The organism is Pseudotamlana agarivorans (genome assembly GCF_001642835.1).
Lineage (GTDB): Bacteria > Bacteroidota > Bacteroidia > Flavobacteriales > Flavobacteriaceae > Pseudotamlana > Pseudotamlana agarivorans.
In genome coordinates, this window is sequence record NZ_LXEI01000001.1 from 735,077 (window position 1) to 758,606 (window position 23,530).

Below are 23,530 nucleotides of genomic sequence, written 5' to 3' on the forward strand. Positions count from 1 at the left end.
AAAAAGCCGACCGAATAAATAGCATTTATGGTTTTTGTCGACAAACAGACAAACACTGAAAAACAACAGTGCTATTTTTTCCTTAACTTTAGAAATTGGAAATACTTAATATGGACTAGTATGAAATTTAAAAACCACTTAATAGCTATTCTTAGTTTAGGAATAGTGATAACAGGATGTAATCCTCAAAAAAATCCTGAACTTTCAGAAAACCAGCATAAGCAAGATGGGAGTATTCTCCCTTTTCCAAGAATTGCTTCCGAAAGCAAAACAAGCCAAACCTTGGCGGAAAGCAAATTAGCTCCATGGCCAGAAAACAAACATCTGGCTGATGATGCTCCTAACGTTCTTATTGTTTTGATAGATGATGTTGGTTTTGGAGTTTCAGAAACATTTGGCGGGGAGGTAGCCACACCTACGCTTACAAAACTGGCAAACGAAGGAATTATGTATAACCGATTCCATACTACTTCAATCTGTTCGCCTACTCGAGCCGCTTTGCTAACAGGAAGAAACCATACAAGAGTATCATCTGGCACTATTGCAGAACGGGCTGTTAATTTTGATGGGTATACAGGCGTAATCCCAAAAACTTCAGCTACCGTAGCCGAAGTACTTAAAAACTATGGTTATCATACTGCTGCCTTTGGAAAATGGCATAATTCACCAGCCAACCAAACTACATCTATGGGACCAAAAGACTTTTGGCCAAATGGCTATGGATTTGAATATTTCTATGGGTTCTTAGCGGGAGAGACCTCCCAATATGAACCACGTTTATTCGAGAATTATAATGCCATTGAACCTCCCCATGACCCTACTTATCATTTAACAGAAGATATGGCAGAGCAAGGTCTTAAGTGGTTGGGAGAGCTCAAAGCCTATTCGCCAGATAAACCATTCTTCATGTACTGGGCTCCAGGAGCTGCTCATGGCCCGCATCACATATTTAAAGAATGGTCGGAGAAATACAAAAATAAGTTTAATGGCGGGTGGGATGAATACAGAAAAAAAGTTTTTGAACGTCAATTAGCAAAGGGGATAATACCTGAAGGGACCGAGTTAACACAAAGGGATCCCACAATAACGGCATGGGATGATATTCCTGAAGACGAAAAAGAGTTTCAATTGCGCTTAATGGAAGTTTTTGCTGGTTTTGTAGAACATACGGATGTACAAGTTGGTAAGCTAATAGATGGTATGGATGCTATGGGTTACAAAGATAACACCATCGTAATTTATATTTTTGGTGATAACGGTTCTAGTGCCGAAGGACAAAACGGGAGTATCAGTGAGGTGCTTGCCCAAAATCAGATACCTAATACAGTTCAACAACAAATAGCTGCTTTAGACAAAATTGGCGGACTAGATGCTTTGGGAACCAAGAAGACAGAAAACATGTACCACTCCGGCTGGGCATGGGCAGGAAGCACGCCGTTTAGGAGCACAAAGTTGGTTGCTGCACATTTTGGAGGAACACGAAACCCAATGGTGATTTCCTGGCCAAAAGGAATTAAACCTGACAAGGCCATTCGTAACCAATTTTTACACGTAAATGACATTGTTCCTACACTTTATGATGTTATTGGTATACCACACCCTAAAGTGGTTAACGGATTTGAACAAGACCAAATGGATGGAAAAAGTTTTGCGAAAACATTTTCTGACTCTAATGCAGAAAATTTAAAAAAGACACAATTTTTTGACAATAATGGTAGTCGTGGAATCTATCATGAAGGGTGGTTTGCTAGCACCTTTGGCCCACTATATCCTTGGGTTTCCGCCCAAAAAGGATTGGATAAGTGGAACTCAGATAATGATGTTTGGCAATTATATGATTTGACTAAAGATTTCTCACAAGCACATGATCTTTCAACCAAATACCCAGAAAAACTAGCTGAACTAAAAGAACTATTTTTAAAAGAAGCAAAGGCCAATAAAGATTTCCCTATTGGTGCGGGTATTTGGTTAAGACTGCATCCTGAAGATGTAATTACGTCACCTTATACGGAATGGACATTCAACCAAAACACCACCCGAATGCCCGAATTTGCGGCTCCAGGTCTTGGTAAAAAAAGTAATACCGTGGTAATCGACTTAGAGATAAAAGAAAACCAAAGTGGTGTATTATATGCACTTGGTGGTAGTGGTGGTGGATTAACTTGTTATATGGATAATGGCTATTTAAAATACGAATACAATTTGATGATTATCCATCAATTCAAACTGAGCAGCAAAAATAAAATTGGCAAGGGTAAGCATCAATTTGAAATTACCACAAAGATTAAAGATAATAAGCCAGGACAACCAGCCACGATCACTTTAAAAGTAGATGGTAAGGAAATTGGTGTAATGACCACTTTGGGTACAGCACCTCTTGCATTTTCGGCGAGTGAAACATTAGATATTGGTGTTGATTTAGGGTCGTCTGTTTCTTTCGATTATATTGAAAGAGCACCATTTAAATTTAATGGAATAATCAATTCTGTTCATATCAAATTATTGTAAATGTAAACAATTATTATTGCAACTGTTATTTTGTTGTTTAGTTTACAACTTTCATTTGCACAAGGTGATGGGGATACACTATGGAGACCAACAGGTGTTACAGGAGTTGCTCCTAAATATATGATTTTAAACTAAATAAAACTTTTAATAAAATAAAAATTACAAACTCACTTTTATTACTTAGTATTATATCTTTTGTAACGACAGATGATATTTAGACTCAAAATTTTAACCGGTCTAGAAAAGCCAAAGAAAACTTCGAAGCGGGCATTCGGATGAGAGAATACAAAGAACACATTAAAGTCATTATCCCACAAGCACCACACATGTGGATTGACTATGCAACTATTCAGGATGTTGGCCTAGCACCTTGGCTATTCAATTTATACATAGACCCAAAAGAAGAAATGCCCGTAGGCCACCGCAGGAACGCATGGTTAGCTTCACTAGGTGCACAGTTAAAATCACATGCAGCAACATTTAAAAAATATCCACCAAAAAAAATTGGGCTGTAAATGAAATCAACTAGAGTTGGAATAACACTTGAAAATAAAGCACGAAAACACAACATTGAGATCTAGGCCTCACAGAACTGAACAAACTTATAATAGATAAAGAGAGAGGATTATCAATTGGTCGAAGTCTAAAGCTTCATCGTGCATACTAATCTTAATTATCTCTTTTGTTCATTCTGATTATTTAATAAATGGTAAACTTAAAATGTATATAGTGCATAGCATCCTACGGGGTGCTACAACACCATATACGAACACCTTATTACATAACAGCACCACATGCAATTCTAGCACCTGCATCTCCTGTGGGTTGTGTTTTATAATCATCCTTACCTTCGTGAATTATGATTCCACGACCATTAATGGTTCTCGTTGTGTCTTGACAAGAAATACACCATTCGTCTGTTTCAAAATTAATGGTAGCTTTTCCATTTTCATCGGCTGTAAAATTACCAATGTCACCGCGATGATATCCTTGAACATCTCCCCATTTACCGTGCTTTGTATTTGTTGGATTCCAATGCCCTCCTGTGGATTTGGCATCATGAGCAGAACAATCGGAAGTCTCATGTAAATGTAGTGCATGAACGGTGTTTGGTTTTAAACCTTCAAATTCTGCCATCATCTTTACAGTATTATTAATTTCTGTAAAAACTATAGTACCTGACACCTGACTACCACTTTTAGAGGCTATATCAACCTTAATCTGTGGCACCTCTGCTTTAGTAGCTGGTTTATTATGTTCCATATCGTTTTCAACCTCTGATGAATAGTTAGGATCTGACATCGAATTGTTTTCCTTCTTTTTGTTATTGCAAGACATCATACCTATGATGCATATAGCAATAACCAATAGTTTCTTAATTTTCATAATATTGATTTTTAATAGTTTAAAAGCAGTCCTCATAAATAGATGACGAGCGTATAACTATAAAATTATGGAATCAATACCACGGAGATTGGTGGAAAAACATAAAAAGTTAACTCTAAAAATAATGTTTAGAAAGCTAAACTTGCTATAGAGATAGACGTATAATCAAAATAAGAGGGGGTATTAACAGAACTTCCTGCTTGCAACCTATATTCGGCATATAAAAATAAAACCCTTAAAAGACACCTGTGATGGTGAAGTTTTGATCTCTAAAGGTGATGACATCATTTACAGAATGCCCCATTAATAATTGCCCAATAGGTGTGTTTGAAGAAATCGCGTAAAAATGCTCTTGTTCTACTTTTAGGACACCTGCACTAATAGCAATAAAATAGTTGGCTTGACTGGTATAAACCACACTCCCTAAACCAATCTGCTTAGAAACTTTACCCACATTGACCTTATCCAGGATTTCTTTGGTTTTTTGAATTTCAGACCATTGATTTCCTGCTTTTTCGCGTTCCAACTGAAGCATGGCTCTGCCCGTTTCATGTTTATCGCCTGCACTACTTTTAGTTTCTGAAGTTAAAGAGTCTTGAATTTCGGAGATGGTTTTCTGAATGGTTTTAAAGCGATCATCAATAAAATCGCAACATAAACGGTATAATGCCTCCTTAATTTTAGCGCTTGTCATGATCCTTTTCTTTAAACTTTAAAGGGCCAAAATAGCGCATTTGCTTCATAATCCAAGCTTTTCTAGACTCAATGTAAGCTGTGGCTGGAGAAGCTCTATATTTCCTCGGATTTGGTAAAATAGCCGCAATGGCAGCCGCTTCATATTGTGATAGGTTTTTAGCCGGTTTTTTAAACCAATACTTCGAAGCTGCTTCGGCTCCATAAATACCTTTACCCATTTCAATACTGTTCAAATACACTTCTAAAATGCGCTGTTTAGACCAGCATAACTCTATTAGAAAAGTGAAATAGGCTTCAAAACCTTTTCTAACCCAGCTCCGTTCTGGCCAAAGAAATACATTTTTAGCCGTTTGCTGACTTATAGTACTTCCGCCACGCATACGTTTTCCTTTTTGGTTAGAAGAAATCGCTTTTTCTATAGCTTTATAATCAAAACCAGCATGTTTTAAAAAATTTTGATCTTCACTACAAATGACTGCACGTTGTAAATTAGTAGAAATGTCATCTATAGGCACCCAATCATGCTTTAAGACTTTTGATGAATCGTCTTCAAAATAACGAATAGCCATTAATGGGGTGAATGGCACTGGCACAAATTTAAACAGAAGCACTAAAGCCAATGTAAACACAACAAACCAAAAGCAAATTTTAAACAGAAATCTAAAAAAACGCATAAGTAAATACTAGATATTTGACTGTAAAAATAAGGCATAAAAAAACTCCGAAAGCAATTTCGGAGTTTTATTCTATATGGTTTTACTATTCCTTTTTCATAACGAAATCTTCCATAAACTTAGTGGTATAATTACCAGCCAAGTAATCTGGGTGATCCATTAATTGTCTGTGGAATGGAATGGTAGTTTTAATACCTTCAATCACGAACTCATCTAAAGCACGCTTCATTTTATTAATCGCCTCTTCTCTAGTTTGCGCTGTTGTAATTAACTTAGCAATCATAGAATCGTAGTTTGGCGGAATGGCATAACCAGCATACACGTGAGTATCCAAACGCACACCGTGACCTCCTGGAGCATGTAACGTAGTAATCATTCCTGGTGATGGTCTAAAACCATTAAAAGGATCTTCAGCATTAATACGACATTCTATAGAGTGTAATTTTGGTAAATAGTTTTTACCAGAAATTGGCACACCTGCAGCTACTAAAATTTGCTCACGAATTAAATCAAAATCGATCACTTGTTCTGTAATAGGGTGCTCTACTTGAATACGCGTATTCATTTCCATGAAATAGAAGTTTCTGTGCTTATCTACTAAAAACTCAATAGTTCCAGCACCTTCATATTTGATGTACTCTGCCGCTTTTACAGCCGCTTCACCCATTTTTTTACGCAATGCAGGCGTCATAAATGGTGAAGGTACTTCCTCTGTCAATTTTTGATGACGACGTTGTACCGAGCAGTCTCTTTCAGATAAGTGACAGGCTTTTCCAGTAGAATCACCTACAACTTGTATTTCGATATGTCTTGGCTCTTCAATAAGTTTTTCCATGTACATATCGTCATTTCCAAAGGCAGCTTTCGATTCTTGTCTTGCTGAGTCCCAAGCCGCTTTTAAATCTTCTTTTTTGAAGACACCACGCATCCCTTTTCCTCCACCACCGGCAGAAGCTTTAAGCATGACTGGGTAACCTGTTTCTTCAGCAATTCTTTCGCAATCTTCATAAGATTCAATAACCCCATCACTACCTGGAACACAAGGAACACCAGCAGCTTTCATAGTTGCTTTAGCATTCGCTTTATCTCCCATTCGGTCAATCATTTCTGGAGAAGCTCCGATAAATTTAATACCGTGCTCTTCACAAATTCTTGAGAATTTTGCGTTTTCAGATAAAAATCCGTAACCTGGATGAATGGCATCTGCGTTAGTAATTTCTGCAGCAGATATAATATTTGACATCTTTAAATAAGACTCGCTACTCGCTGCTGGTCCAATACATACAGCTTCGTCTGCGAACTTGACATGTAGACTTTCTTCGTCGACTGTAGAATATACAGCCACGGTTTTAATGCCCATTTCTTTACAGGTTCTAATAACACGTAGTGCTATTTCCCCTCTATTGGCTATTAATATTTTTTTAAACATCTTGTTAGAATTAGATTATACAGATCATTGGGTCCTTCGAAAATTTAAAAGGTTATCCCTTTAAAAATTGGCGCCCTAATAATCTAAAATTAAGATGGGTCTACTAAAAATAATGGTTGATCAAATTCAACTGGTGAAGAATCATCAACTAATATTTTAACGATTTTTCCTGAAACTTCAGACTCAATTTCATTGAAGAGTTTCATCGCTTCAATAATACAAAGTACATCACCTTCGGCTATAGTTTGTCCAACCTCAACAAATAATGGTTTATCTGGAGATGGTTTTCTATAGAAAGTTCCAATAATTGGAGATTTGATAGTTATATATTTTGAATCCTCATCGGCAGGAGCAGCGGCGGCAGGGGCAGCAGCTGGAACGGTTGCTTCTACAACTGGAGCAGCAGCAGCAACTGGTTGCGCTATTTGTGGCGCAGGTACTTGGTGAACAATAGTTGTGTCTGACTCAGACCCAGTTCTAATGGTGATTTTAATATCATCCATTTCTAGTTTAACTTCGCTTGCACCAGACTTGGCAACAAACTTAATTAAGTTCTGAATTTCTTTTATATCCATAATATTGCTAATTATTTAGTGGTTAGTTTTTAGAGTCGTACGCCCATTTTAAATAAATAGACCCCCAATTGAATCCGCCTCCAAAAGCGGCAAATATAACATTATCTCCCTTTTTTAATTGCGATTCATAATCATTTATTAATAAAGGTAAAGTTGCTGATGTAGTATTCCCATATTTGTGAATATTAATCATCACCTTTTCTTCGTCTAACTCAATACGTTGGGCTGTAGCATCGATAATACGTTTATTCGCTTGATGAGCTGCTAACCAATCAACGGTATCTTTAGTTAAATTATTTCGTTCTAATATTTTTACTGCTGCATCAGCCATGTTAAAAACGGCATTCTTAAATACGGTACGCCCTTCTTGGAAAGCATAGTGTCCTCCTTTTTCAAGAACTTCAGCTGTTAAAGCATGGGATGAACCACCATAAGTGGCTTGTAAAAACTCACGACCAGTACCATCACTTCTTAAGTATTCATCTTTAAGACCGTAACCTTCATCGTTAGCTTCAAATAAAACGGCTCCGGCGCCATCACCAAAAATGATACACGTGGCTCTATCTTTATAATTAATTATTGACGACATTTTATCGGCCCCAATAAGTAATACATTTTTATACCTTCCAGATTCAATATAACTGGCTGCAACCGACATTCCAAATAAGAAACTAGAGCAAGCGGCATCCATATCAAATGAAAATGCATTGGTTGCACCAATTTCAGTTGCTGTATAAGAAGCCGTTGAGGCTGCTTTCATGTCTGGTGTTGCTGTTGCAACAATAACCAACTCGATAGATTTGGGATCTAAATTGTTCTTCTCAATGAGATTTTGGGCGGCTTTTATAGCTAGGTAAGATGTACCTTTACCGTCATCTTTAAGAATACGGCGTTCTTTAATACCGGTTCTGGATGTAATCCATTCGTCATTGGTATCAACCATCGTTTCAAGAATTTGATTGGTTAATACGTATTCTGGCACATATGCACCTACAGCTGTGATTGCCGCTGAGACTTTACTCATAACTTTATAGTTAATTTGACCAAAAATTTATTAAAAATGGACAAAAACGTTCAAAATTTGGCGAAAACTACTAAATTCTGAAATAATATTCCGCAAATTACGCGTTTTTGTTAATCATAAAAATTAATTCATAAAAAAAACGCTCATAAATGAGCGTTTTTTAATATGCGTGCATAACTAATTATGCCACATTTTCTATTTCTGCAGAATTATCAATCAATACTTGACCTCTGTAGTATAATTTTCCTTCATGCCAGTGAGCTCTATGATATAGGTGTGCCTCACCTGTTGTAGGGCATGTAGCAATCTGTGGCGCAGTTGCTTTATAATGTGTTCTTCTTTTATCTCTTCTTGTTTTCGAGATTTTTCTCTTAGGATGTGCCATTTTAAGTTTCTATTTATCCGTTAATAATTTCTTTAATGTATTCCAGCGAGGATCAATATCCTCTAACTCCACTTTCGTTTCGTCTTCCTTAAGCTTAGGGCTTAATTCTTCTAATTTTTTGAGTATTTCCGAATCTAAGGTGCCATCTTCAACACCTGGATGTATACGTTTAATAGGGACAGCAAGAATAATTAACTCGTAAATATACTGCTGAATATTTACTTCATAACTTCCATGAGGAAGAATTAATAAGTCAATGTTTTCATCGTTAAATTCATCACCAAACTTGACTACCAAATCAAAATCGTTTTCGATATCTTGATTATAAGGCTCGTTAGTGAGATCACAATGGACATTAACCCACCCAGAAATTTTAAAATGTAATTCTAGTAATGTTGATTTTTTTTCTAAAACTAAATCAACATGAACCTTAACATCATTAAAATCTTCATACTCAAAATGTTCAAAGAACGATTGCTCAATTTCATACTCAAAATGATGCTTGCCAATTTTTAACCCTACAAATGGAATTGTAAACTCTTTTAACGACTTCATAATCACATCTATTTTGAGCCCGCAAATATATAAATTTTTATTTACGGAGCATTACTTATTAACATTTTTTTGTTTATATCTCAATTTATTTTGGTTTTACCCAAAAAAACTAGCAATCAAGGGGTTAACGACGCTCACTACGCGATGCCTTTTTTAGGGGATTTGCAGTGAGTTCTTCATAATCGGTTCTATTTTTAAATATTTGCATCGCACTGTAGACCGCTTCTTTAAAAGAATTTTCATCGGCTATACCTTTTCCAGCGATTTCATAGGCGGTCCCGTGGTCGGGAGACGTTCTCACTTTATTTAAGCCCGCCGTAAAGTTTACACCTTGACCAAAAGATAAAGTTTTAAAAGGAATTAACCCTTGGTCGTGGTATGAAGCGATAATAGCATCAAAGTTTTTATAATTATTAGAACCAAAAAAACTATCGGCCGCATATGGCCCATACACCAATTTACCACTTTCTTTTATTTTTTGCAAAGTTGGTCTTAAAACATCATCATCTTCATGACCAATAACACCATTGTCGCCTGTATGTGGATTAATCCCTAAAACAGCAATTTTTGGTTTTTGTATTTTAAAATCCTTTTTAAGGGATTCGTAAACCGTATTTATTTTTTGCTCGATTCGTTTTGGTGTTATGTGGTTGGCTACATCTTTAACAGGAACATGATCGGTAAGTAAACCAACTCGTAATCCGTCATTAATCATAAACATTAAACTTTCTCCTTCTAATTCTTGAGCCAAATAATCGGTATGCCCAGGGAATTTAAAAGCTTCCGATTGAATATTATGTTTATTTATAGGTGCTGTCACTAACACATTAATAAATCCTTCCTTTAGAGCTTTTGTAGCTGCCTCTAGCGATTTTATAGCAAAGGTACCTATAGTAACATCTTCTTTACCAAATTCAATTTTAACAGGATCATTCCAACAATTAAAAACATTAACCTTTCCAGCAGCAATCTGATCTAAATCTTTTATACTATTAAAATTTATATCCGATTTAAAATGCGTTTTATAAAAAGTCATAACTTTAAACGAAGCAAAAATTACGGGAGTACAAAAATCTAAAATTCTTGCATCTTCAAATGTTTTTAAAACAATTTCCCCTCCAATACCGTTTAAATCACCTATGGATATTCCTACTACTATATTTTCTGTCTCCGTCATTAAATAATGATAACTTTTGTTTGTAATTTTGATGCTGCAAATTTAATTAAATAAACCCACAATATTATGTTTACTGGAATTATTGAAACGATTGGTACGGTTTCTCATTTAGAAAATGAACTTGACAACCTACATATCACTATAAAAAGCAGCATCACTTCCGAATTAAAAATCGATCAAAGTGTAGCACATAATGGCGTTTGTTTAACTGTGGTGAAGATTGATGAAGACGCATATACTGTAACAGCCATTAAAGAAACTTTAAACAAAACAAACCTAGCTACTTTAAAAATTGATGATGCCGTCAATTTAGAGCGCGCTATGAAACTTGGCGACCGACTCGATGGTCATATCGTACAGGGTCACGTAGACCAAACCGCTGTGTGTACTGAAGTGAAAGAAGAAAATGGTAGTTGGATATTTACTTTTAAATATGATGCAGCTTTAAACAACATCACTATTGAAAAAGGCTCAATAACTGTAAACGGCACGAGTTTAACCGTTGTAAACTCACAAAAAGACCAATTTAGTGTAGCTATAATACCCTATACCTACGAGCACACTAATTTTAAAACCTTTAAAAAAGGTAGTGTTGTAAATTTAGAATTTGATGTATTAGGGAAGTATGTGGCGCGCTTAAACGCTCTAAGTAAGGAATAAAAACTACTTCTCTTTATTAAAAAGTGTCTTTTTAGCCCCATAGGCTATAGCGACAACTATACCCATAAAAACACCACCATCTATAGGAAGTCCTGGTGGCGGTGGCGGTGGCGGTGGTCCCGGATCAGGTAAACCTTGAACCAAAGCCATACTAGTAAAACTTACTAATAAAAGTAAAGCTAAAATAATGGTTCTTGTAGTTTGGTTGTTTTTCATACAAGAACAAATTTATAAAAAAAAGTTATTAAACAATATTAACATAAAATTATTTTTGAATTAGGGTACATTTATAGTTTTCATCATCTTATGAACCTATAAATTAATACTCTAAACTTTTATCCGGAGCAAACTTAATCCTTTGATTTTAAAAAAGTACTGGTTTATAAAAAATAAATTTATAAAAAAAAGCCTCACATTTCTGTGAGGCTTTACAATTTCTAGATGTGGTCCCGCTTGGTATACGCAAAAACAAACTAAACAACAACCAATTAAAAGCATAAAATAAAACTTGGTATCCAAATAATATCAAAAGTATTCTCAATGAATATTTTTAAATCCAGAGATAATACTACGAGAAGTAAATCATAAAAATAAAACTTAACTGTCAAATATTGTTTAGAAAATAACCGATTAAATCAATATCATATAGCTTATGAAGCTCTATGTTCCTTAGGCACGTTTTTGTCGTTGCTTGGGAGCTTCTTCAATAGAAATAGGTGTAACCATTATGGTATTTACCTTTATTTAATATGAACCATTAACATATTAGGTAATTGTTCTCATAATAGCATAACTATTTTCCACACAAACAATGTGTTAGATGTCTGAAGCTCCAATTTATCAGATTCAAAAGGTTTTTACTTAACCTTAATTTCAACTTAATCTTGACTTAACTCCTCTCTTAATTGCTGCTCTACTTTTGCATTCCATAAAAATGCAATAACAATGAAAAGAAATTTTAAACTTATTTTAGGCCTTGTTTTAGCCTCAACAATCATTATTTCATGTGATAGTGACGACAATGATTCTGGTTTACAAAGAGAAACTGTAGACAAAACTTTCACAATTGCCGTGATTCCAGACACGCAAAACATGACAGATTTTACACATCAAACTTCTTATCAAGTGAGCGAAGGTGTAAACTTCCCAATAGATGCTTCTACGCAGTTCTATGATATGATGTCTTACATTGCAGACAACACCATTACCAGAGGTGGTGAGATTGCATTTGTTACTTCTGTTGGAGACATTTGGCAACACCAAACAGAGATTTTAGATGATGAACATGCTGCACGCGGTTTTTCTCATGATCCTTATTCCATTATTGCCAATTCTGGAGAAGTTTTCCCTTCAGAAGAAACCGTTAACTTTGAGATGCCTTTAGCTAGAGAAGGTTATCAATTAATTGCACAAACAGGCATCCCTTTTGGTGTGGCTCCAGGAAACCACGATGCAGATGCCATGTGGTCTGAAGCTTCTTTTGCGTCTGATCCTTCGAGATTAGATGAAATTTATACGGTAGGATTAATTCCAGAAATTGTTGGTATGCTTCACATTGGCGGACACGATAATTTCAACTCTGTGTTTGGAGAAAATTCTTCTTTCTTTAGCAATAAATCTTGGTATATCTCTAGTTTTAATGGTGGCGCTAACTCTGCTCAAACATTTGAAGCGGCTGGCTATACTTTCATGAACATTAGTTTTGAAATGCACCCAAGCGACGACGTATTGGAATGGGCGCAATCTGTGATTGATGCAAATCCTGGTATTCCAACCATGATCACTACCCACGATTTCTTAAAAGAAAACGGACTAAGAGAAGCGAATCCAATTATAGATCCTACCAGAATAGATCCGGATAACCATAATTCTTCAGAAGAAGTATTTCAGGATTTTGTTAAACCTAACGACCAAATATTCTTAATTCTATGTGGTCACCATCATGGAAAAGCAATGAGAGTAGACAACAATAATAGCGGAAATCAAGTGGTTCAAATTTTGGCAGATTACCAAGATCGTGGACAAACTGTGTTAGATGCGGATCCTACTTTCAGAACGGCTCATGGAAGAAAATATGGCATTGGAGATGGTTGGTTTCGTTTAATGAATTTCAACTTCGAGAACGAAACACCTCAAATAGAAGTTAAAACTTATTCTAGTCATTACAATAATTATTCTGATGATGTTTCAGAATATGCAAGCTGGTACAAAGCAGGAGAAAATCCAGAAGTTACAGATAGCGAATTCCACGCTTTAGATAGTTTTACCATTGAACTTACAGATTTTAACGAACGTTTCAATCCTTAGGATTCTAACATAATATACTAATATTTATAATTTTATAAAGAGGCTACAGCTATTTGTAGTCTCTTTTTTATTTTCTTTATTTTTCAGTTAAAGACTACATAAAAATCAATTTCAACCAAAAGAAGAGTGGTATCATAGGCTTAAATGTGTGTTAATACTTTTCCATCAGGCTCAGGTGGTTTCACTCCTTGTGCATTTTATTTAATATAATTCTACATTTAATTGGGACACCTTAAAAGACTCCTTTTTTCTTAAAATGAGCTTATTTGGTTGACATGTAAAAAAATACAACAAATGCATATAACGCAGATATACCGGAATAAACAAAAAAAAGCCTCACATTTCTGTAAGGCTTTACAATTTCTAGATGTGGTCCCACCTGGGCTCGAACCAGGGACAGTAATCTACTTATTTTTAAACGTTTGACAACTTACCAACTTTAGTAGCAACCTTTTTGTATGCCTTTTTACTTTAATTTTCATAAAAATAGTTTTAACAGCTTTGCATACGCCTTTCCATAACCTACTCTTCCCGTACCTTCTTTAGTAACATTATTTTCCTCTAAAAAATTATCTAAATTTTTACTCCTTGTACTTCCTGACAGATGCATAAATGGTAATACCGCAACTGAATAGTCATCAGTTACTTTCAAATGTGTTTTTGTTTTTTCTAACTTCTGAGATAATTTAGGACACCTTTTTCCCATTAACTGTGAATACGCTATTCCTCCAAATGTAATAATTACATCAGGTTTAATAAACTCTATTTCACTATAAAGTGTTTGCCTTAAAACATCTTTGACATTGTCTTTGTTAGAGTTGTACACATAGCTTCTTTTTCTCTTCGGTTCATTTATATAAAAGAATGTTTTATATATATCAGTAAGGTAAACAAAGTGTTTTGACTTCAATTCATTAATAAAAGCCCAATATGCATTCTTTTCTTCATTACGATTGCCCTCTGAATGCAGAGCATAGGGAGTACTTATCAACACATCGTCCTTCTTATTTGCATTAATCTTGTTAAATGCACTTTCAGCTCTCAAAGGATCAATACCTATAACCATTATTTTTTTATTGGATGCATTTAAATCACCAAACCAATATGGTAAATCTACACCAAGCAAGTAAGCCCCATTAGGCACTCCCTGCTTTTTACTAATTAAATCTTTCTTGAAATCATATTTAATAGAGGGATTATTATTAAACCACCTATTATATAATCCTTCAAAATCTTTGTCAGATAGATTGATAACATCAGTTTTAATTTTATTAATAATAAAGCTTTGTAATTCTGAATTGGTCATAGTTATTTATTATACAGCCCCACGTTGATATAAATGCTCCTGAAAGCCTATAAACGTATTTCTGATGGTTGATATGTCTCCTAAATGTGTTTTTGCATCTGCTATTCCTTTGTATTTTAATATTAACAAATCTCCTAGCTTATCGTCGTCTAATTCTTCTACACCAACTTTTACGTATTGGTCTAATACAAAGTTTAAGAACTCCTGCTGTGCAGGATTATAGTCTTGGAAATGAATTTTAGCACGTTCTGCTCTATCCAGTCTAGGCATTAAATCTTTACTATAAGCAACAAAAGATAATACATCGTATAAATCGCTATCTTCTCCATGAACCAACTTTCTTAATTCATCTAATTGAGAAGATGTATATCCTTTTTCAGACAACTCTTCTAATAACTTCTTTCTTGTACTTGGTAAACTCCATATTTCCCTTAATTCATCTTCGTTTTTAAATAGTGATGGTAAATCGCCAAACAACTGATTCATAAATTCCTCCATCCCTATTTGCTTACCATCAGATCCCCAAAAGGTTGTACGTATCGTAGCATCAATTTCTCTTGCCTTACCATCTGATAGTTTAATTTTTATTATTTGCTGCGGTGGTTGCTCACAAATACAAGGTATGTTATCACATTCAGCACAAGGTTCTGGCGGGTCTACTGCACATTGACATGGTTTTGCACCACAAGCCTTACAAATTCTTGACCCCCCACCTCCTGTTGGTGGTTCTGGTGGCTCTGCTTCACCATCCCAAGCGGGATCTTGGAAATGTTGATGAGCTTCTACAAAATCGTAAACAGTAAAATAATCTTTACCATCAAATAAGCGTGTTCCTCTACCAACAATTTGTTTAAATTCTACCATAGAATTCACAGGGCGCAACAAGACAATATTTCTTATTTCTGGTGCATCTACACCGGTACTCAACTTTTGTGAAGTTGTAAGTATGGTTGGTATAATGCGTTCGTTATCTTGAAAATATTTTAATGCTTGTTCTCCCATCGAACCATCCTCGGCAGTAACACGTTGGCAATAATCTATATTTCTGCTATCACTTTCTTGGTTAATAATATCACGTATTGCAGCAGCGTGTATTTGTGTGGCACAAAAAACTAAGGTTTTATGGTTTTGATTAATTTCACTTAAAAACTTCTTTACACGAAAACGCTCAATCTCATCAATTATAATTTTTCGTCCATAATCTTTATAAGTAAAAGTATCACCAACTTCAGCCTCTCCACTAATAATAGTGTCGTCTGAGGTAACCGTGTACTCATCGTAATTGGTACGTACTTGCTTTACTCTAAATGGTGTTAAAAATCCATCGTTTATACCCTCTTTAAGAGCGTAGGTATAAATAGGTTCTCCAAAATAATCGTATGTATCTCCGTTTACATCACGTTTTGGTGTAGCCGTTAACCCTAACTGTACCGCAGGGCTAAAGTACTCTAAAATAGCACGCCACGAACTCTCGTCGTTTGCTCCACCTCTATGACATTCATCTATAATAATAAAGTCAAAAAAGTCTTTTGGATATTGACCAAAATTAAAAGAAGGACTTTCATAAACTTGTGGTGGCTCGGCTGCCATAGAAAGCGCTTCTTCTGTATCTTCAATAGTTTCCTCATCTAAAGACGTTGTCATAAACGTTTGAAATATCGTAAAAAAGATACTACCGTTTTTAGGCATTCTCCCTGTTTTACGTATCTCACCTGGACTAATACGTTTCTTTATATTTTCGTCTATAACATCAAAATCGTTAAACGCATTAAAAGCCTGGTCTGCCAATATATTCCTATCTGCTAAAAATAGAATTCTGGGACTCCTAGACCCATCTCTTTTTAGGTTCCACTTGGCATGAAACAGCTTCCAACATAACTGAAAAGCTGTAGCAGTTTTACCTGTACCTGTTGCCATAGTAAGCAAAATTCTATCTTTTTTCTCGGCTATGGCTGCTAAAGACTTCTCTACAGCGTTACGCTGATAATATCTTGGTAAATACTGCCCTTTAAATAAGGCATAGGGCACGTTTGCAAAACGCTCCTTCCAATTCGCTATTTCTATCTTATATGCTTCTTTTGGCTTAGGATAGGTCATCTCCCAAAGCTCGTCTGGTGTAGGAAACTTTGCAACATCTCCCTCTGTACCTTCGTGAGTATCTACACCATAAATGAACAAACCATTAGTACAATAAGCAAAACGTGTATTTAATTTATCTGCATAATCTTTTGCTTGCCCCAAACCAGAGGTATAATACTTATCTCTTGCTTTAGCTTCTATAACCGCTAGACGTCTCCCTTTATATTCTAATACATAATCGCAAGCCAAGGGTTGTTTTCTACGGTTTTCTCCTTTAGCCGTTTTACCAATTATTCTACCAATGGTAATAACTTCAACCTTAATTTTGCTTTCTGGTACAACATTCCAACCCGCAGCTCTTAAAGCTGGATCTATTAAGTCTATTCTGGTTTGTGCTTCATTCATTCTAAGTAATTAAATTATCTAACAACTGAATTTTTTTAATTATATAATTAAAATCAGCAGTTTGAAAACCAAACATTGAATCAAAATGTTTTAGCATTCTATTAGATTGCTCTTTATTATCTGAATTATCAAGATTTATAGTAATTGTTAATTGATAATCCCCTCTTTGAGGCTCCACATAAATTTTATTGTTGAATCTATTTTCTTGAAAGTAATAATCATTATAAGATAACGCCATTTGTATTAACATTAAAATAACGACATTCCTTTCTACATCGGAAATAATACTAGAGGGAAACATCTTTTCTAGTTCAATAATTAGATCCTGAGTAGTATGTTTTTTTGCCAATATAGCATTGAAAAAATTAGAGTTATTTGATTTTATATAAATAAGAAATAAAAGCATCCCAGGAAACACATAACTTTGATGAGGATGAGTTCTTAAGCTTAATCTAGCGTGAACAAAAATCTTTTCAATCTCCCTTAAAGCAATACCTTCTGTTTTAAATAATAACTCAGAAAATTTGATAAAATCATCCCTTTCAGATGCGAAATCATTTCTCCTGCGATCTGAATTACTAAAATAACTTTCAAAATCAAAATACTCATAAAAATGTTTAACAACATCGCTTGTACTTGATTTGGGCAACGCAAATTCAATATCTATAAATCGTCTCAAATACTCATTCGCATCAATTAAATCACTCCCATATACACCTCTTACTGCATGCCCTAATTGAACCTTATCTATAGATAACACAAATACAATTCCTGGCACTGCAAACAAATGCTTAATCTGTTCTAAAACTTTTACAGCATAATTAGGTCGGCATCTATCCAGTTCATCTATAAAAAACACTACAGGTTTATCTTTATCTACAGTCTCAACATAGGCCTTTAATGATTTTTTAAATTCTTCAATACCTTTTTTACGCTTAGTATAAGATTCTATTTCATTTTCAAGACCATCTAAAGTTGCATCTATGGTTCCATCAATCATAGCCTGTACAACCTCTTCTAATCCTGCTTTTTTAGACAAACCCTTTAACAAACCTAATCCAACATTTTTAATTAAAGGTGTTGCCTTCTCTAGAACCTTTTTAAAATTCTTCTCGTCTACCGAATCTTTTAAAACTTCTAATTCAGCTAATAAAGTTATTAACACATTCTCCTGAAAATCGTTCTCCCAAGCATTAAAATATAATGTTTGAAATTTATCGTTTATTAAATGCTGTCTCCACATTTTTACAAATGTAGACTTCCCTTCTCCCCAAGGATTATTAATAGCTAACACAAAACCATCTGCATAACTTTCTACTATACTAGTTAAAACTTCTGCATAAGGTTTTCTTCCTAGTTTACAATTTTCAAATGGATCTGTTCCTTCTTCAGGAGGTATAATAGGGTCTTTGTGTTTTATCTTCATACCGCATACTCCTTATTGGTTAACTCTCCTGCAAAAGCTTTTTGTAATATTGATTTTTTGAGCTCTTCTAGGTTGGTTAGTCTTTGATTATAATTTTCAACCAAAATGTTCAAATTATCTTGTAAATCAGTAATTTCAGCACAAATCACTTCTTGCACTTGCAAACTTGGATAACTAATAACCTCATTCTCATAAAAATCTGCCTGAATTCTTTTATGTCCAACTGCTCCTGCCATTAAAGATTTCCCTTTAATTCTGAACGATTCTCTATTTAAAAAGAAATATAAAAATTCAGGAAGTAATTCACTATTAGTTCTATAAACTACATATTCACTTGAACCAAACCCTATTCCATTTTTTAAGTCTTTTGCTATACCTAATTTCCCATTTTCAAAACAAGGTGTGATTTTAGCAAGAACTACATCACCTTCTTCAAAATAAACATATCCAGAATAAGCCTGCTTTAATGTTTTGGTCTCTTCAGAATTAAAATACATTCGGTTAACTTCCAAATATTTCATTGGAACAAATGAAACCAAATCTGATTCTTTTATTTTTTTCTTCACAAGTCTTTTCGGTGGCTTAATTTCACACAATTCCCCCAAAGTCTTCTCCTCCCAACCATCACCTTTCTGACTAAAAATAGCATTCAATTTAGACTGAAACAATTCCTTAGCATTCTCTATATTTTTCTCAACATTGGCTTTGGCTTGGTCTATGACTTTAAAGGCTTTATCTAGTATGGCAACGATTTGTTGTTGTTCTTGGAGTGGTGGGATATATATTGGGAATTTCCTTAGATAACCTAAACCAACAAATCTTTGAGTAGTTCCTTTTGCTTCACTAAGCATTTTATTAATCACATACTCTGACTCTAAGTAATACTTTAAAAAATAGCTGTTTTGTGTGTTATTTAGTTTGAATAAAGCAACATTTTTAATCGCAAAGTTTGGTTCATCCATGATTACCGTAGGATTACCTATAGTTCCAATCATAGCAAACAAAATATCTCCTACATTTACCTTACTTCTTTTATTAATGTTATTATAATCCTCTTCTGAAATAAACTTAACTTTATCAAAAGTAACAACTCCATCTTTCAAGTTTTTGGAGGTAATTAATGCATATCCCTTTTCTATATATTTAGGTGAATCGTGAGTTCCATCTCTTACGTCATAGACTTCTGAAAGCGCCTTTAATTTCCATCCCTCTCTCATAGCAACTCCTTAATAGTTTTCAAAATATTATTCGTCTCAACATCCAATCGCTCCATCTCTGCTAAAATAACATCTGGTGTTCGTAAGGGTGCTTCTTCTGGCGTGTTGGGGTTTTTCACACTCAAATCAAAGGTAGTATCGTCTACATCTACCATACGCAAGTTCCAAGACCGCTCTGTCTCTGGCTTGGCTTGTTGTAGGCTTACAAATTCCTCTAAATCTTTATCGTTTAGAGGGTTTGTTTTTCCCATATTACGCCCAGGGTCTAGCTGGTAATACCAAATGTTTTTAGTTGGCTCTCCTTTAGTTAAAAACAACACCACAGTTTTTACACCAGCCCCTAAAAATGTACCTCCTGGCATATCTAGAATAGTGTGTAGGTTACAGCCTTCTAAAATAAGCTTACGTAAAGCAACCGAAGCATTATCTGTATTACTTAATACCGTATTTTTAATAACTATAGCAGCACGACCTCCTGTTTTTAAGCTCTTTAAAAAGTGCTGCATAAACAAGAATGCGGTTTCTCCTGTTTTTATATCGAAGTTTTGCTGTACTTCTTTACGTTCTTTACCTCCAAATGGTGGATTAGCAAGAATAACATGATAACGATCCTTTTCTTGAATGTCTCGTATATTTTCTCCTAATGTATTTGTGTGTATAATATTAGGAGCTTCTATACCGTGAAGTATCATGTTCATAATACCAATAACGTAGGCAAGGTTCTTTTTCTCCTTACCATAAAAGGTGTTTTCTTGTAAGGTTTTAAGGTTACCTGTGGTTTTATCCATACGCTCGAACATGTACTCGTAGGCTTCACATAAGAAGCCACAAGAGCCTGCTGCACCGTCATAAATAGTTTCTCCCATTTGTGGGTTTACTACTTGAATCATGGCTCTAATTAGCGGTCTAGGGGTATAGTATTGCCCTCCATTACGACCAGCATTGCCCATGTTTTTAATTTTACTTTCGTATAAATGACTAAGCTCGTGCTTGTCTTTTGTGCTACGAAATGGCAACTCATCTGCATAGCCTAAAATTTCTCGTAAGTTATAACCACTCTGAATTTTATTTTTAAGCTCTGAAAAGATTTCACCAATTTTATATTCTATGGTTTGAGGACTATCAGCAGTTTGTTTAAAGCCTGCCAAATAAGGGAATAATTTGCCATCTACAAATTGCACTAAGTCTGGCCCAGTTAGGGCTGCATGGTTATCTAGATTACCTGCTGTATCTTTAGGCATTGCCCAAGTGTTCCAACGGTATTCTTCCGCTAGAATAAATTGATAATCTTGCCCTTTTAATTCTGCCTCGTCTGCTTTATCTTGCTCTAATTCGTCTAAATATCTTAAGAACATCACCCAAGAGGTTTGCCCTATGTAATCTAACTCACTATCTGCACCAGAATCTTTATATAAAAGATCATCTATATTTTTAAATATTTGTTCGAACATATCACTTTTCTAATAAGGTTATAAAAATAAAAAAAGGCAGCTGTTAAACTGCCCTTTATTGTTTTTAATTTAGGATTTGTATTTCCAAAGAAATCCGCCGCTTTTTTCACGCTCGCCGCGACATACACGGCTAATACAGGTTTTAGATACTCCTGTTTGCCTAGATGCTTCTGCTACAGAATTAAATGTATTTAGCAGAAGTCCAGAAGGAATAGCAAATTGCTGCACTTTTTTTAAACGTCTATCTTCACCCTTATAGGTATCATAAAGATTATAACTCCAGAAATAACCTAAACAAGATTTGTTATACCCTAAACACGCATTACTTATAGAGGTATTTGATGCATTAACAGATTTAGCAGCTTCTTCTAAACTATCATATGAAGCTATTAAACTACCATCATTTTTAGAATACTGATATATAGTTTTCTTAAAACCTCCGCCTCTATCTGCATTATATAATTTATGATTTTCCTTAAGTTTTTTAATAGTTTCAACCTCCTTTTTAGCGAGTTCATCTATACTGGATGCTGTATCTGTCTGATTCCAAGTAAAGGCGTTAGCTCCGTAAGTAGCAATGGCTTGAGCAAAGGGGTGGTTCTCACCCCTCATTGCCAGATTATTATGATTTAACTTTCTCTGTTGAACTGAATCTGTAGTAGCACCAACATACATTTCTCCTGTAATTTCACATTTAACCGTGTAAATTACACCTAACGAACTCCCATTATTCTTCTTCATTGGTAGCCTCCTTTCCTACTTTTAGTGTTTCAAGCATGAATTCGTACTTACCGCCAGTGGACCTATCAGAATATTTAAAGCCTTTTTGTTTAGCATATTCCTTTAACCATTTGGTAAATTGATGTGAAGACAATGTTTTGTATATCACATATTCTTTAATGAATAAGTCTAAAAACGTACGTTTATCTATCCATGCATCAGTCTCTTCCATAACACTCATAAAAGCAATAAATTCTGGCGAGGTAGCTGCTATTAAACGATTGCTTTTTAAATTTATCGGCTCTGCTATAATAAGACCATACTCTAAATACTTTTGAACACAAGTCATCATAAAATGATAAAAGCGACTCCATTCATCGTTTTCCCAACCTGTAAAAAACAAACATTTAAATTCACTCTCAGGCGTTATTTTCAAATTATAGTAATTATGAACCTCAAATTCCGCACGTCGACGTACATCTGTATTTCCACCTGTTCCCTGCACCATATAATTACTAGAAATTGTAATTTTTGGTGAATTTTCAGGAGATAAATATTCTTCCGCTTTGTACTTTTTCTCAATAGGAATTCCAGAGGTTAACATAGAGTAAATAGTTTCCATATTAAAATCTCTAGTCACATCATCATATAATACAACGTCCGTAGTTCTGTTAATACGCTGATTTTTATACCAACTCTTACCTTTAATGTTTTTGCCATCTATTACGACTACCTCACGAACCTTAGAAACCGCTTTTAATAACAAACTTTTTCCAGTCCCACCGTTTGCCGTTCCATCAAAATTGATTTTTTCATCAACGAGAATCCACGCTTTGGGATTAGCTGGGTCATGATATCTGTGCAACACATATCCCAAATTGGTTTGCAATGCTAAAAAACGGTCTTCATCTTGATTAGCTAAACGTTTACAGAACTTCTCAAACATTGAAATATCAATGCCTTTCTTAAGACTAAAACTATTGTTAATTACTCGGGCACTCCAAATTTTACCTTGGAAATCCTTATAATCAACCTCCTTAATTGTATTCTTGTCAACTTGACAACAAATATTCTTAAAAAAGAACCAACTGCTTTCTTCTGTATCACGGTCGTTAATGAGTTTAAAGGTTTGTAATAACCTTAGTTTAGGTTTACTAACGTAGGTTGAAACTTTGCGAACAAATTCCTCCAACACTTCATGTTCTTCAAGCTTTTCTAGGTACTTCTTTACGTAGTCTACAATTACATAATCTGAGATTTCACGAACAATATTATCTCTATCCTCTACTAATACGTAATCTGTTTCAGAAATTTCGGTTTTACCAAAACCTGACTGATTTAAAAATTGAATTAATTTGGATTCGACAATACTTGGCGCACCCTCTTTCCCGTCCTTGGAGGTAGATGTTTCCCAAAACTTTATGTGTTTTGGAGTTTCTTCATTTTTTAATTTAACACCTTTGTTTTTGCTTTCTTCTTCTAAGGTGTCATCTTTTAATTTTTGCATCTTATTTGTTTTAATAGACAAATCGGCGCCAATTTGTCTTAAT

21 protein-coding genes are annotated in these 23,530 nt (G+C 34.8%); 4 read left to right on the forward strand and 17 right to left on the reverse strand.

Features of this window, described 5'->3' with window-relative positions:
• Positions 1–120: 120 nt before the first annotated feature.
• Complete coding sequence (locus A6I66_RS03075) at positions 121–2,508, forward strand: arylsulfatase (protein ID WP_067145414.1); 2,388 nt, start codon at positions 121–123, stop codon at positions 2,506–2,508.
• Positions 2,509–2,783: 275 nt separating this feature from the next.
• The gene (locus A6I66_RS03080; protein WP_067145416.1) at positions 2,784–3,023 is read left to right on the forward strand and encodes a hypothetical protein; all 240 of its coding nucleotides are present in this window, start codon (positions 2,784–2,786) and stop codon (positions 3,021–3,023) included.
• Between the two features lie 262 nt (positions 3,024–3,285).
• On the opposite strand, the gene A6I66_RS03085 is transcribed toward A6I66_RS03080, so the two are convergent.
• The 9 genes from A6I66_RS03085 to pdxA all read right to left on the reverse strand — a co-directional run bounded on the left by A6I66_RS03085 (position 3,286) and on the right by pdxA (position 10,409).
• Positions 3,286–3,894 carry a superoxide dismutase family protein gene (locus tag A6I66_RS03085; protein WP_067145633.1) on the reverse strand — a complete coding sequence of 203 codons (609 nt, stop codon included), beginning with the start codon at positions 3,892–3,894 and terminating at the stop codon, positions 3,286–3,288.
• A 235-nt stretch (positions 3,895–4,129) separates the two neighbouring features.
• Positions 4,130–4,588: a 3-oxoacyl-ACP synthase gene (locus A6I66_RS03090; protein ID WP_067145417.1), complete on the reverse strand. Its 459-nt coding sequence runs from the start codon at positions 4,586–4,588 to the stop codon at positions 4,130–4,132.
• The gene (mtgA, locus tag A6I66_RS03095; RefSeq protein WP_067145419.1) at positions 4,575–5,264 is read right to left on the reverse strand and encodes a monofunctional biosynthetic peptidoglycan transglycosylase; all 690 of its coding nucleotides are present in this window, start codon (positions 5,262–5,264) and stop codon (positions 4,575–4,577) included. The genes A6I66_RS03090 and mtgA overlap by 14 nt, the downstream gene beginning before the upstream one ends.
• Before the next feature lie 85 nt (positions 5,265–5,349).
• Positions 5,350–6,693, reverse strand: coding sequence for an acetyl-CoA carboxylase biotin carboxylase subunit (gene accC, locus A6I66_RS03100; RefSeq protein ID WP_067145421.1), 1,344 nt, complete (start codon positions 6,691–6,693; stop codon positions 5,350–5,352).
• An 89-nt stretch (positions 6,694–6,782) separates the two neighbouring features.
• Entirely contained in the window at positions 6,783–7,268 is a 486-nt protein-coding gene (gene accB / locus A6I66_RS03105) for an acetyl-CoA carboxylase biotin carboxyl carrier protein (protein ID WP_067145423.1), read from the reverse strand.
• A 22-nt stretch (positions 7,269–7,290) separates the two neighbouring features.
• Positions 7,291–8,292: a beta-ketoacyl-ACP synthase III gene (locus tag A6I66_RS03110; RefSeq protein ID WP_067145425.1), complete on the reverse strand. Its 1,002-nt coding sequence runs from the start codon at positions 8,290–8,292 to the stop codon at positions 7,291–7,293.
• Between the two features lie 181 nt (positions 8,293–8,473).
• Entirely contained in the window at positions 8,474–8,677 is a 204-nt protein-coding gene (rpmF, locus tag A6I66_RS03115; protein ID WP_067145427.1) for a 50S ribosomal protein L32, read from the reverse strand.
• A 9-nt stretch (positions 8,678–8,686) separates the two neighbouring features.
• Positions 8,687–9,232 (reverse strand): YceD family protein, encoded by a 546-nt coding sequence (locus tag A6I66_RS03120; RefSeq protein ID WP_067145429.1) that lies wholly within the window; start codon positions 9,230–9,232, stop codon positions 8,687–8,689.
• A 124-nt stretch (positions 9,233–9,356) separates the two neighbouring features.
• Positions 9,357–10,409, reverse strand: a complete 1,053-nt coding sequence (gene pdxA / locus A6I66_RS03125) for a 4-hydroxythreonine-4-phosphate dehydrogenase PdxA (protein WP_067145431.1) — start codon at positions 10,407–10,409, stop codon at positions 9,357–9,359.
• A 66-nt stretch (positions 10,410–10,475) separates the two neighbouring features.
• Between pdxA and A6I66_RS03130 the strand changes: the two genes are divergently transcribed.
• A complete protein-coding gene (locus A6I66_RS03130; protein WP_067145433.1) occupies positions 10,476–11,069 on the forward strand; it encodes a riboflavin synthase in 594 nt (197 codons plus the stop codon).
• Between the two features lie 3 nt (positions 11,070–11,072).
• Here A6I66_RS03130 and A6I66_RS03135 read toward each other — a convergent pair whose 3' ends face one another.
• A complete protein-coding gene (locus A6I66_RS03135) occupies positions 11,073–11,285 on the reverse strand; it encodes a PID-CTERM protein-sorting domain-containing protein (RefSeq protein WP_067145434.1) in 213 nt (70 codons plus the stop codon).
• Between the two features lie 729 nt (positions 11,286–12,014).
• On the opposite strand from A6I66_RS03135, the gene A6I66_RS03140 reads away from it, so the two are divergent.
• A complete protein-coding gene (locus A6I66_RS03140; protein ID WP_067145436.1) occupies positions 12,015–13,376 on the forward strand; it encodes a metallophosphoesterase family protein in 1,362 nt (453 codons plus the stop codon).
• Between the two features lie 478 nt (positions 13,377–13,854).
• Here A6I66_RS03140 and A6I66_RS03145 read toward each other — a convergent pair whose 3' ends face one another.
• The 7 genes from A6I66_RS03145 to A6I66_RS03175 form a co-directional block, all read right to left on the reverse strand.
• On the reverse strand, positions 13,855–14,682 hold the full coding sequence (locus tag A6I66_RS03145) for a uracil-DNA glycosylase family protein (RefSeq protein WP_067145438.1): 828 nt from the start codon (positions 14,680–14,682) through the stop codon (positions 13,855–13,857).
• 9 nt (positions 14,683–14,691) lie between these two features.
• Positions 14,692–17,166: an EcoAI/FtnUII family type I restriction enzme subunit R gene (gene hsdR, locus A6I66_RS03150; protein WP_067145441.1), complete on the reverse strand. Its 2,475-nt coding sequence runs from the start codon at positions 17,164–17,166 to the stop codon at positions 14,692–14,694.
• Position 17,167: 1 nt separating this feature from the next.
• Positions 17,168–18,592, reverse strand: coding sequence for a KAP family P-loop NTPase fold protein (locus A6I66_RS03155; RefSeq protein ID WP_067145443.1), 1,425 nt, complete (start codon positions 18,590–18,592; stop codon positions 17,168–17,170).
• Entirely contained in the window at positions 18,589–19,809 is a 1,221-nt protein-coding gene (locus A6I66_RS03160; RefSeq protein ID WP_067145445.1) for a restriction endonuclease subunit S, read from the reverse strand. The genes A6I66_RS03155 and A6I66_RS03160 overlap by 4 nt, the downstream gene beginning before the upstream one ends.
• A complete protein-coding gene (locus tag A6I66_RS03165; protein ID WP_067145447.1) occupies positions 19,806–21,260 on the reverse strand; it encodes a class I SAM-dependent DNA methyltransferase in 1,455 nt (484 codons plus the stop codon). Before A6I66_RS03165 ends, A6I66_RS03160 begins: the two co-directional genes overlap by 4 nt.
• Before the next feature lie 69 nt (positions 21,261–21,329).
• On the reverse strand, positions 21,330–22,001 hold the full coding sequence (locus A6I66_RS03170; protein ID WP_067145449.1) for an NUMOD1 domain-containing DNA-binding protein: 672 nt from the start codon (positions 21,999–22,001) through the stop codon (positions 21,330–21,332).
• On the reverse strand, positions 21,988–23,487 hold the full coding sequence (locus A6I66_RS03175) for a hypothetical protein (RefSeq protein ID WP_067145451.1): 1,500 nt from the start codon (positions 23,485–23,487) through the stop codon (positions 21,988–21,990). The genes A6I66_RS03170 and A6I66_RS03175 overlap by 14 nt, the downstream gene beginning before the upstream one ends.
• Positions 23,488–23,530 lie beyond the last annotated feature (43 nt).

What these genes read in the sequence shown, in the direction of transcription:
- A6I66_RS03075 (WP_067145414.1), top strand. Translation starts at nt 121, where the DNA reads ATGAAATTTAAAAACCACTTAATAGCTATTCTTAGTTTAGGAATAGTG.
- A6I66_RS03080 (WP_067145416.1), top strand. Translation starts at nt 2,784, where the DNA reads ATGAGAGAATACAAAGAACACATTAAAGTCATTATCCCACAAGCACCA.
- A6I66_RS03085 (WP_067145633.1), bottom strand. Translation starts at nt 3,894, where the DNA reads ATGAAAATTAAGAAACTATTGGTTATTGCTATATGCATCATAGGTATG.
- A6I66_RS03090 (WP_067145417.1), bottom strand. Translation starts at nt 4,588, where the DNA reads ATGACAAGCGCTAAAATTAAGGAGGCATTATACCGTTTATGTTGCGAT.
- mtgA (WP_067145419.1), bottom strand. Translation starts at nt 5,264, where the DNA reads ATGCGTTTTTTTAGATTTCTGTTTAAAATTTGCTTTTGGTTTGTTGTG.
- accC (WP_067145421.1), bottom strand. Translation starts at nt 6,693, where the DNA reads ATGTTTAAAAAAATATTAATAGCCAATAGAGGGGAAATAGCACTACGT.
- accB (WP_067145423.1), bottom strand. Translation starts at nt 7,268, where the DNA reads ATGGATATAAAAGAAATTCAGAACTTAATTAAGTTTGTTGCCAAGTCT.
- A6I66_RS03110 (WP_067145425.1), bottom strand. Translation starts at nt 8,292, where the DNA reads ATGAGTAAAGTCTCAGCGGCAATCACAGCTGTAGGTGCATATGTGCCA.
- rpmF (WP_067145427.1), bottom strand. Translation starts at nt 8,677, where the DNA reads ATGGCACATCCTAAGAGAAAAATCTCGAAAACAAGAAGAGATAAAAGA.
- A6I66_RS03120 (WP_067145429.1), bottom strand. Translation starts at nt 9,232, where the DNA reads ATGAAGTCGTTAAAAGAGTTTACAATTCCATTTGTAGGGTTAAAAATT.
- pdxA (WP_067145431.1), bottom strand. Translation starts at nt 10,409, where the DNA reads ATGACGGAGACAGAAAATATAGTAGTAGGAATATCCATAGGTGATTTA.
- A6I66_RS03130 (WP_067145433.1), top strand. Translation starts at nt 10,476, where the DNA reads ATGTTTACTGGAATTATTGAAACGATTGGTACGGTTTCTCATTTAGAA.
- A6I66_RS03135 (WP_067145434.1), bottom strand. Translation starts at nt 11,285, where the DNA reads ATGAAAAACAACCAAACTACAAGAACCATTATTTTAGCTTTACTTTTA.
- A6I66_RS03140 (WP_067145436.1), top strand. Translation starts at nt 12,015, where the DNA reads ATGAAAAGAAATTTTAAACTTATTTTAGGCCTTGTTTTAGCCTCAACA.
- A6I66_RS03145 (WP_067145438.1), bottom strand. Translation starts at nt 14,682, where the DNA reads ATGACCAATTCAGAATTACAAAGCTTTATTATTAATAAAATTAAAACT.
- hsdR (WP_067145441.1), bottom strand. Translation starts at nt 17,166, where the DNA reads ATGAATGAAGCACAAACCAGAATAGACTTAATAGATCCAGCTTTAAGA.
- A6I66_RS03155 (WP_067145443.1), bottom strand. Translation starts at nt 18,592, where the DNA reads ATGAAGATAAAACACAAAGACCCTATTATACCTCCTGAAGAAGGAACA.
- A6I66_RS03160 (WP_067145445.1), bottom strand. Translation starts at nt 19,809, where the DNA reads ATGAGAGAGGGATGGAAATTAAAGGCGCTTTCAGAAGTCTATGACGTA.
- A6I66_RS03165 (WP_067145447.1), bottom strand. Translation starts at nt 21,260, where the DNA reads ATGTTCGAACAAATATTTAAAAATATAGATGATCTTTTATATAAAGAT.
- A6I66_RS03170 (WP_067145449.1), bottom strand. Translation starts at nt 22,001, where the DNA reads ATGAAGAAGAATAATGGGAGTTCGTTAGGTGTAATTTACACGGTTAAA.
- A6I66_RS03175 (WP_067145451.1), bottom strand. Translation starts at nt 23,487, where the DNA reads ATGCAAAAATTAAAAGATGACACCTTAGAAGAAGAAAGCAAAAACAAA.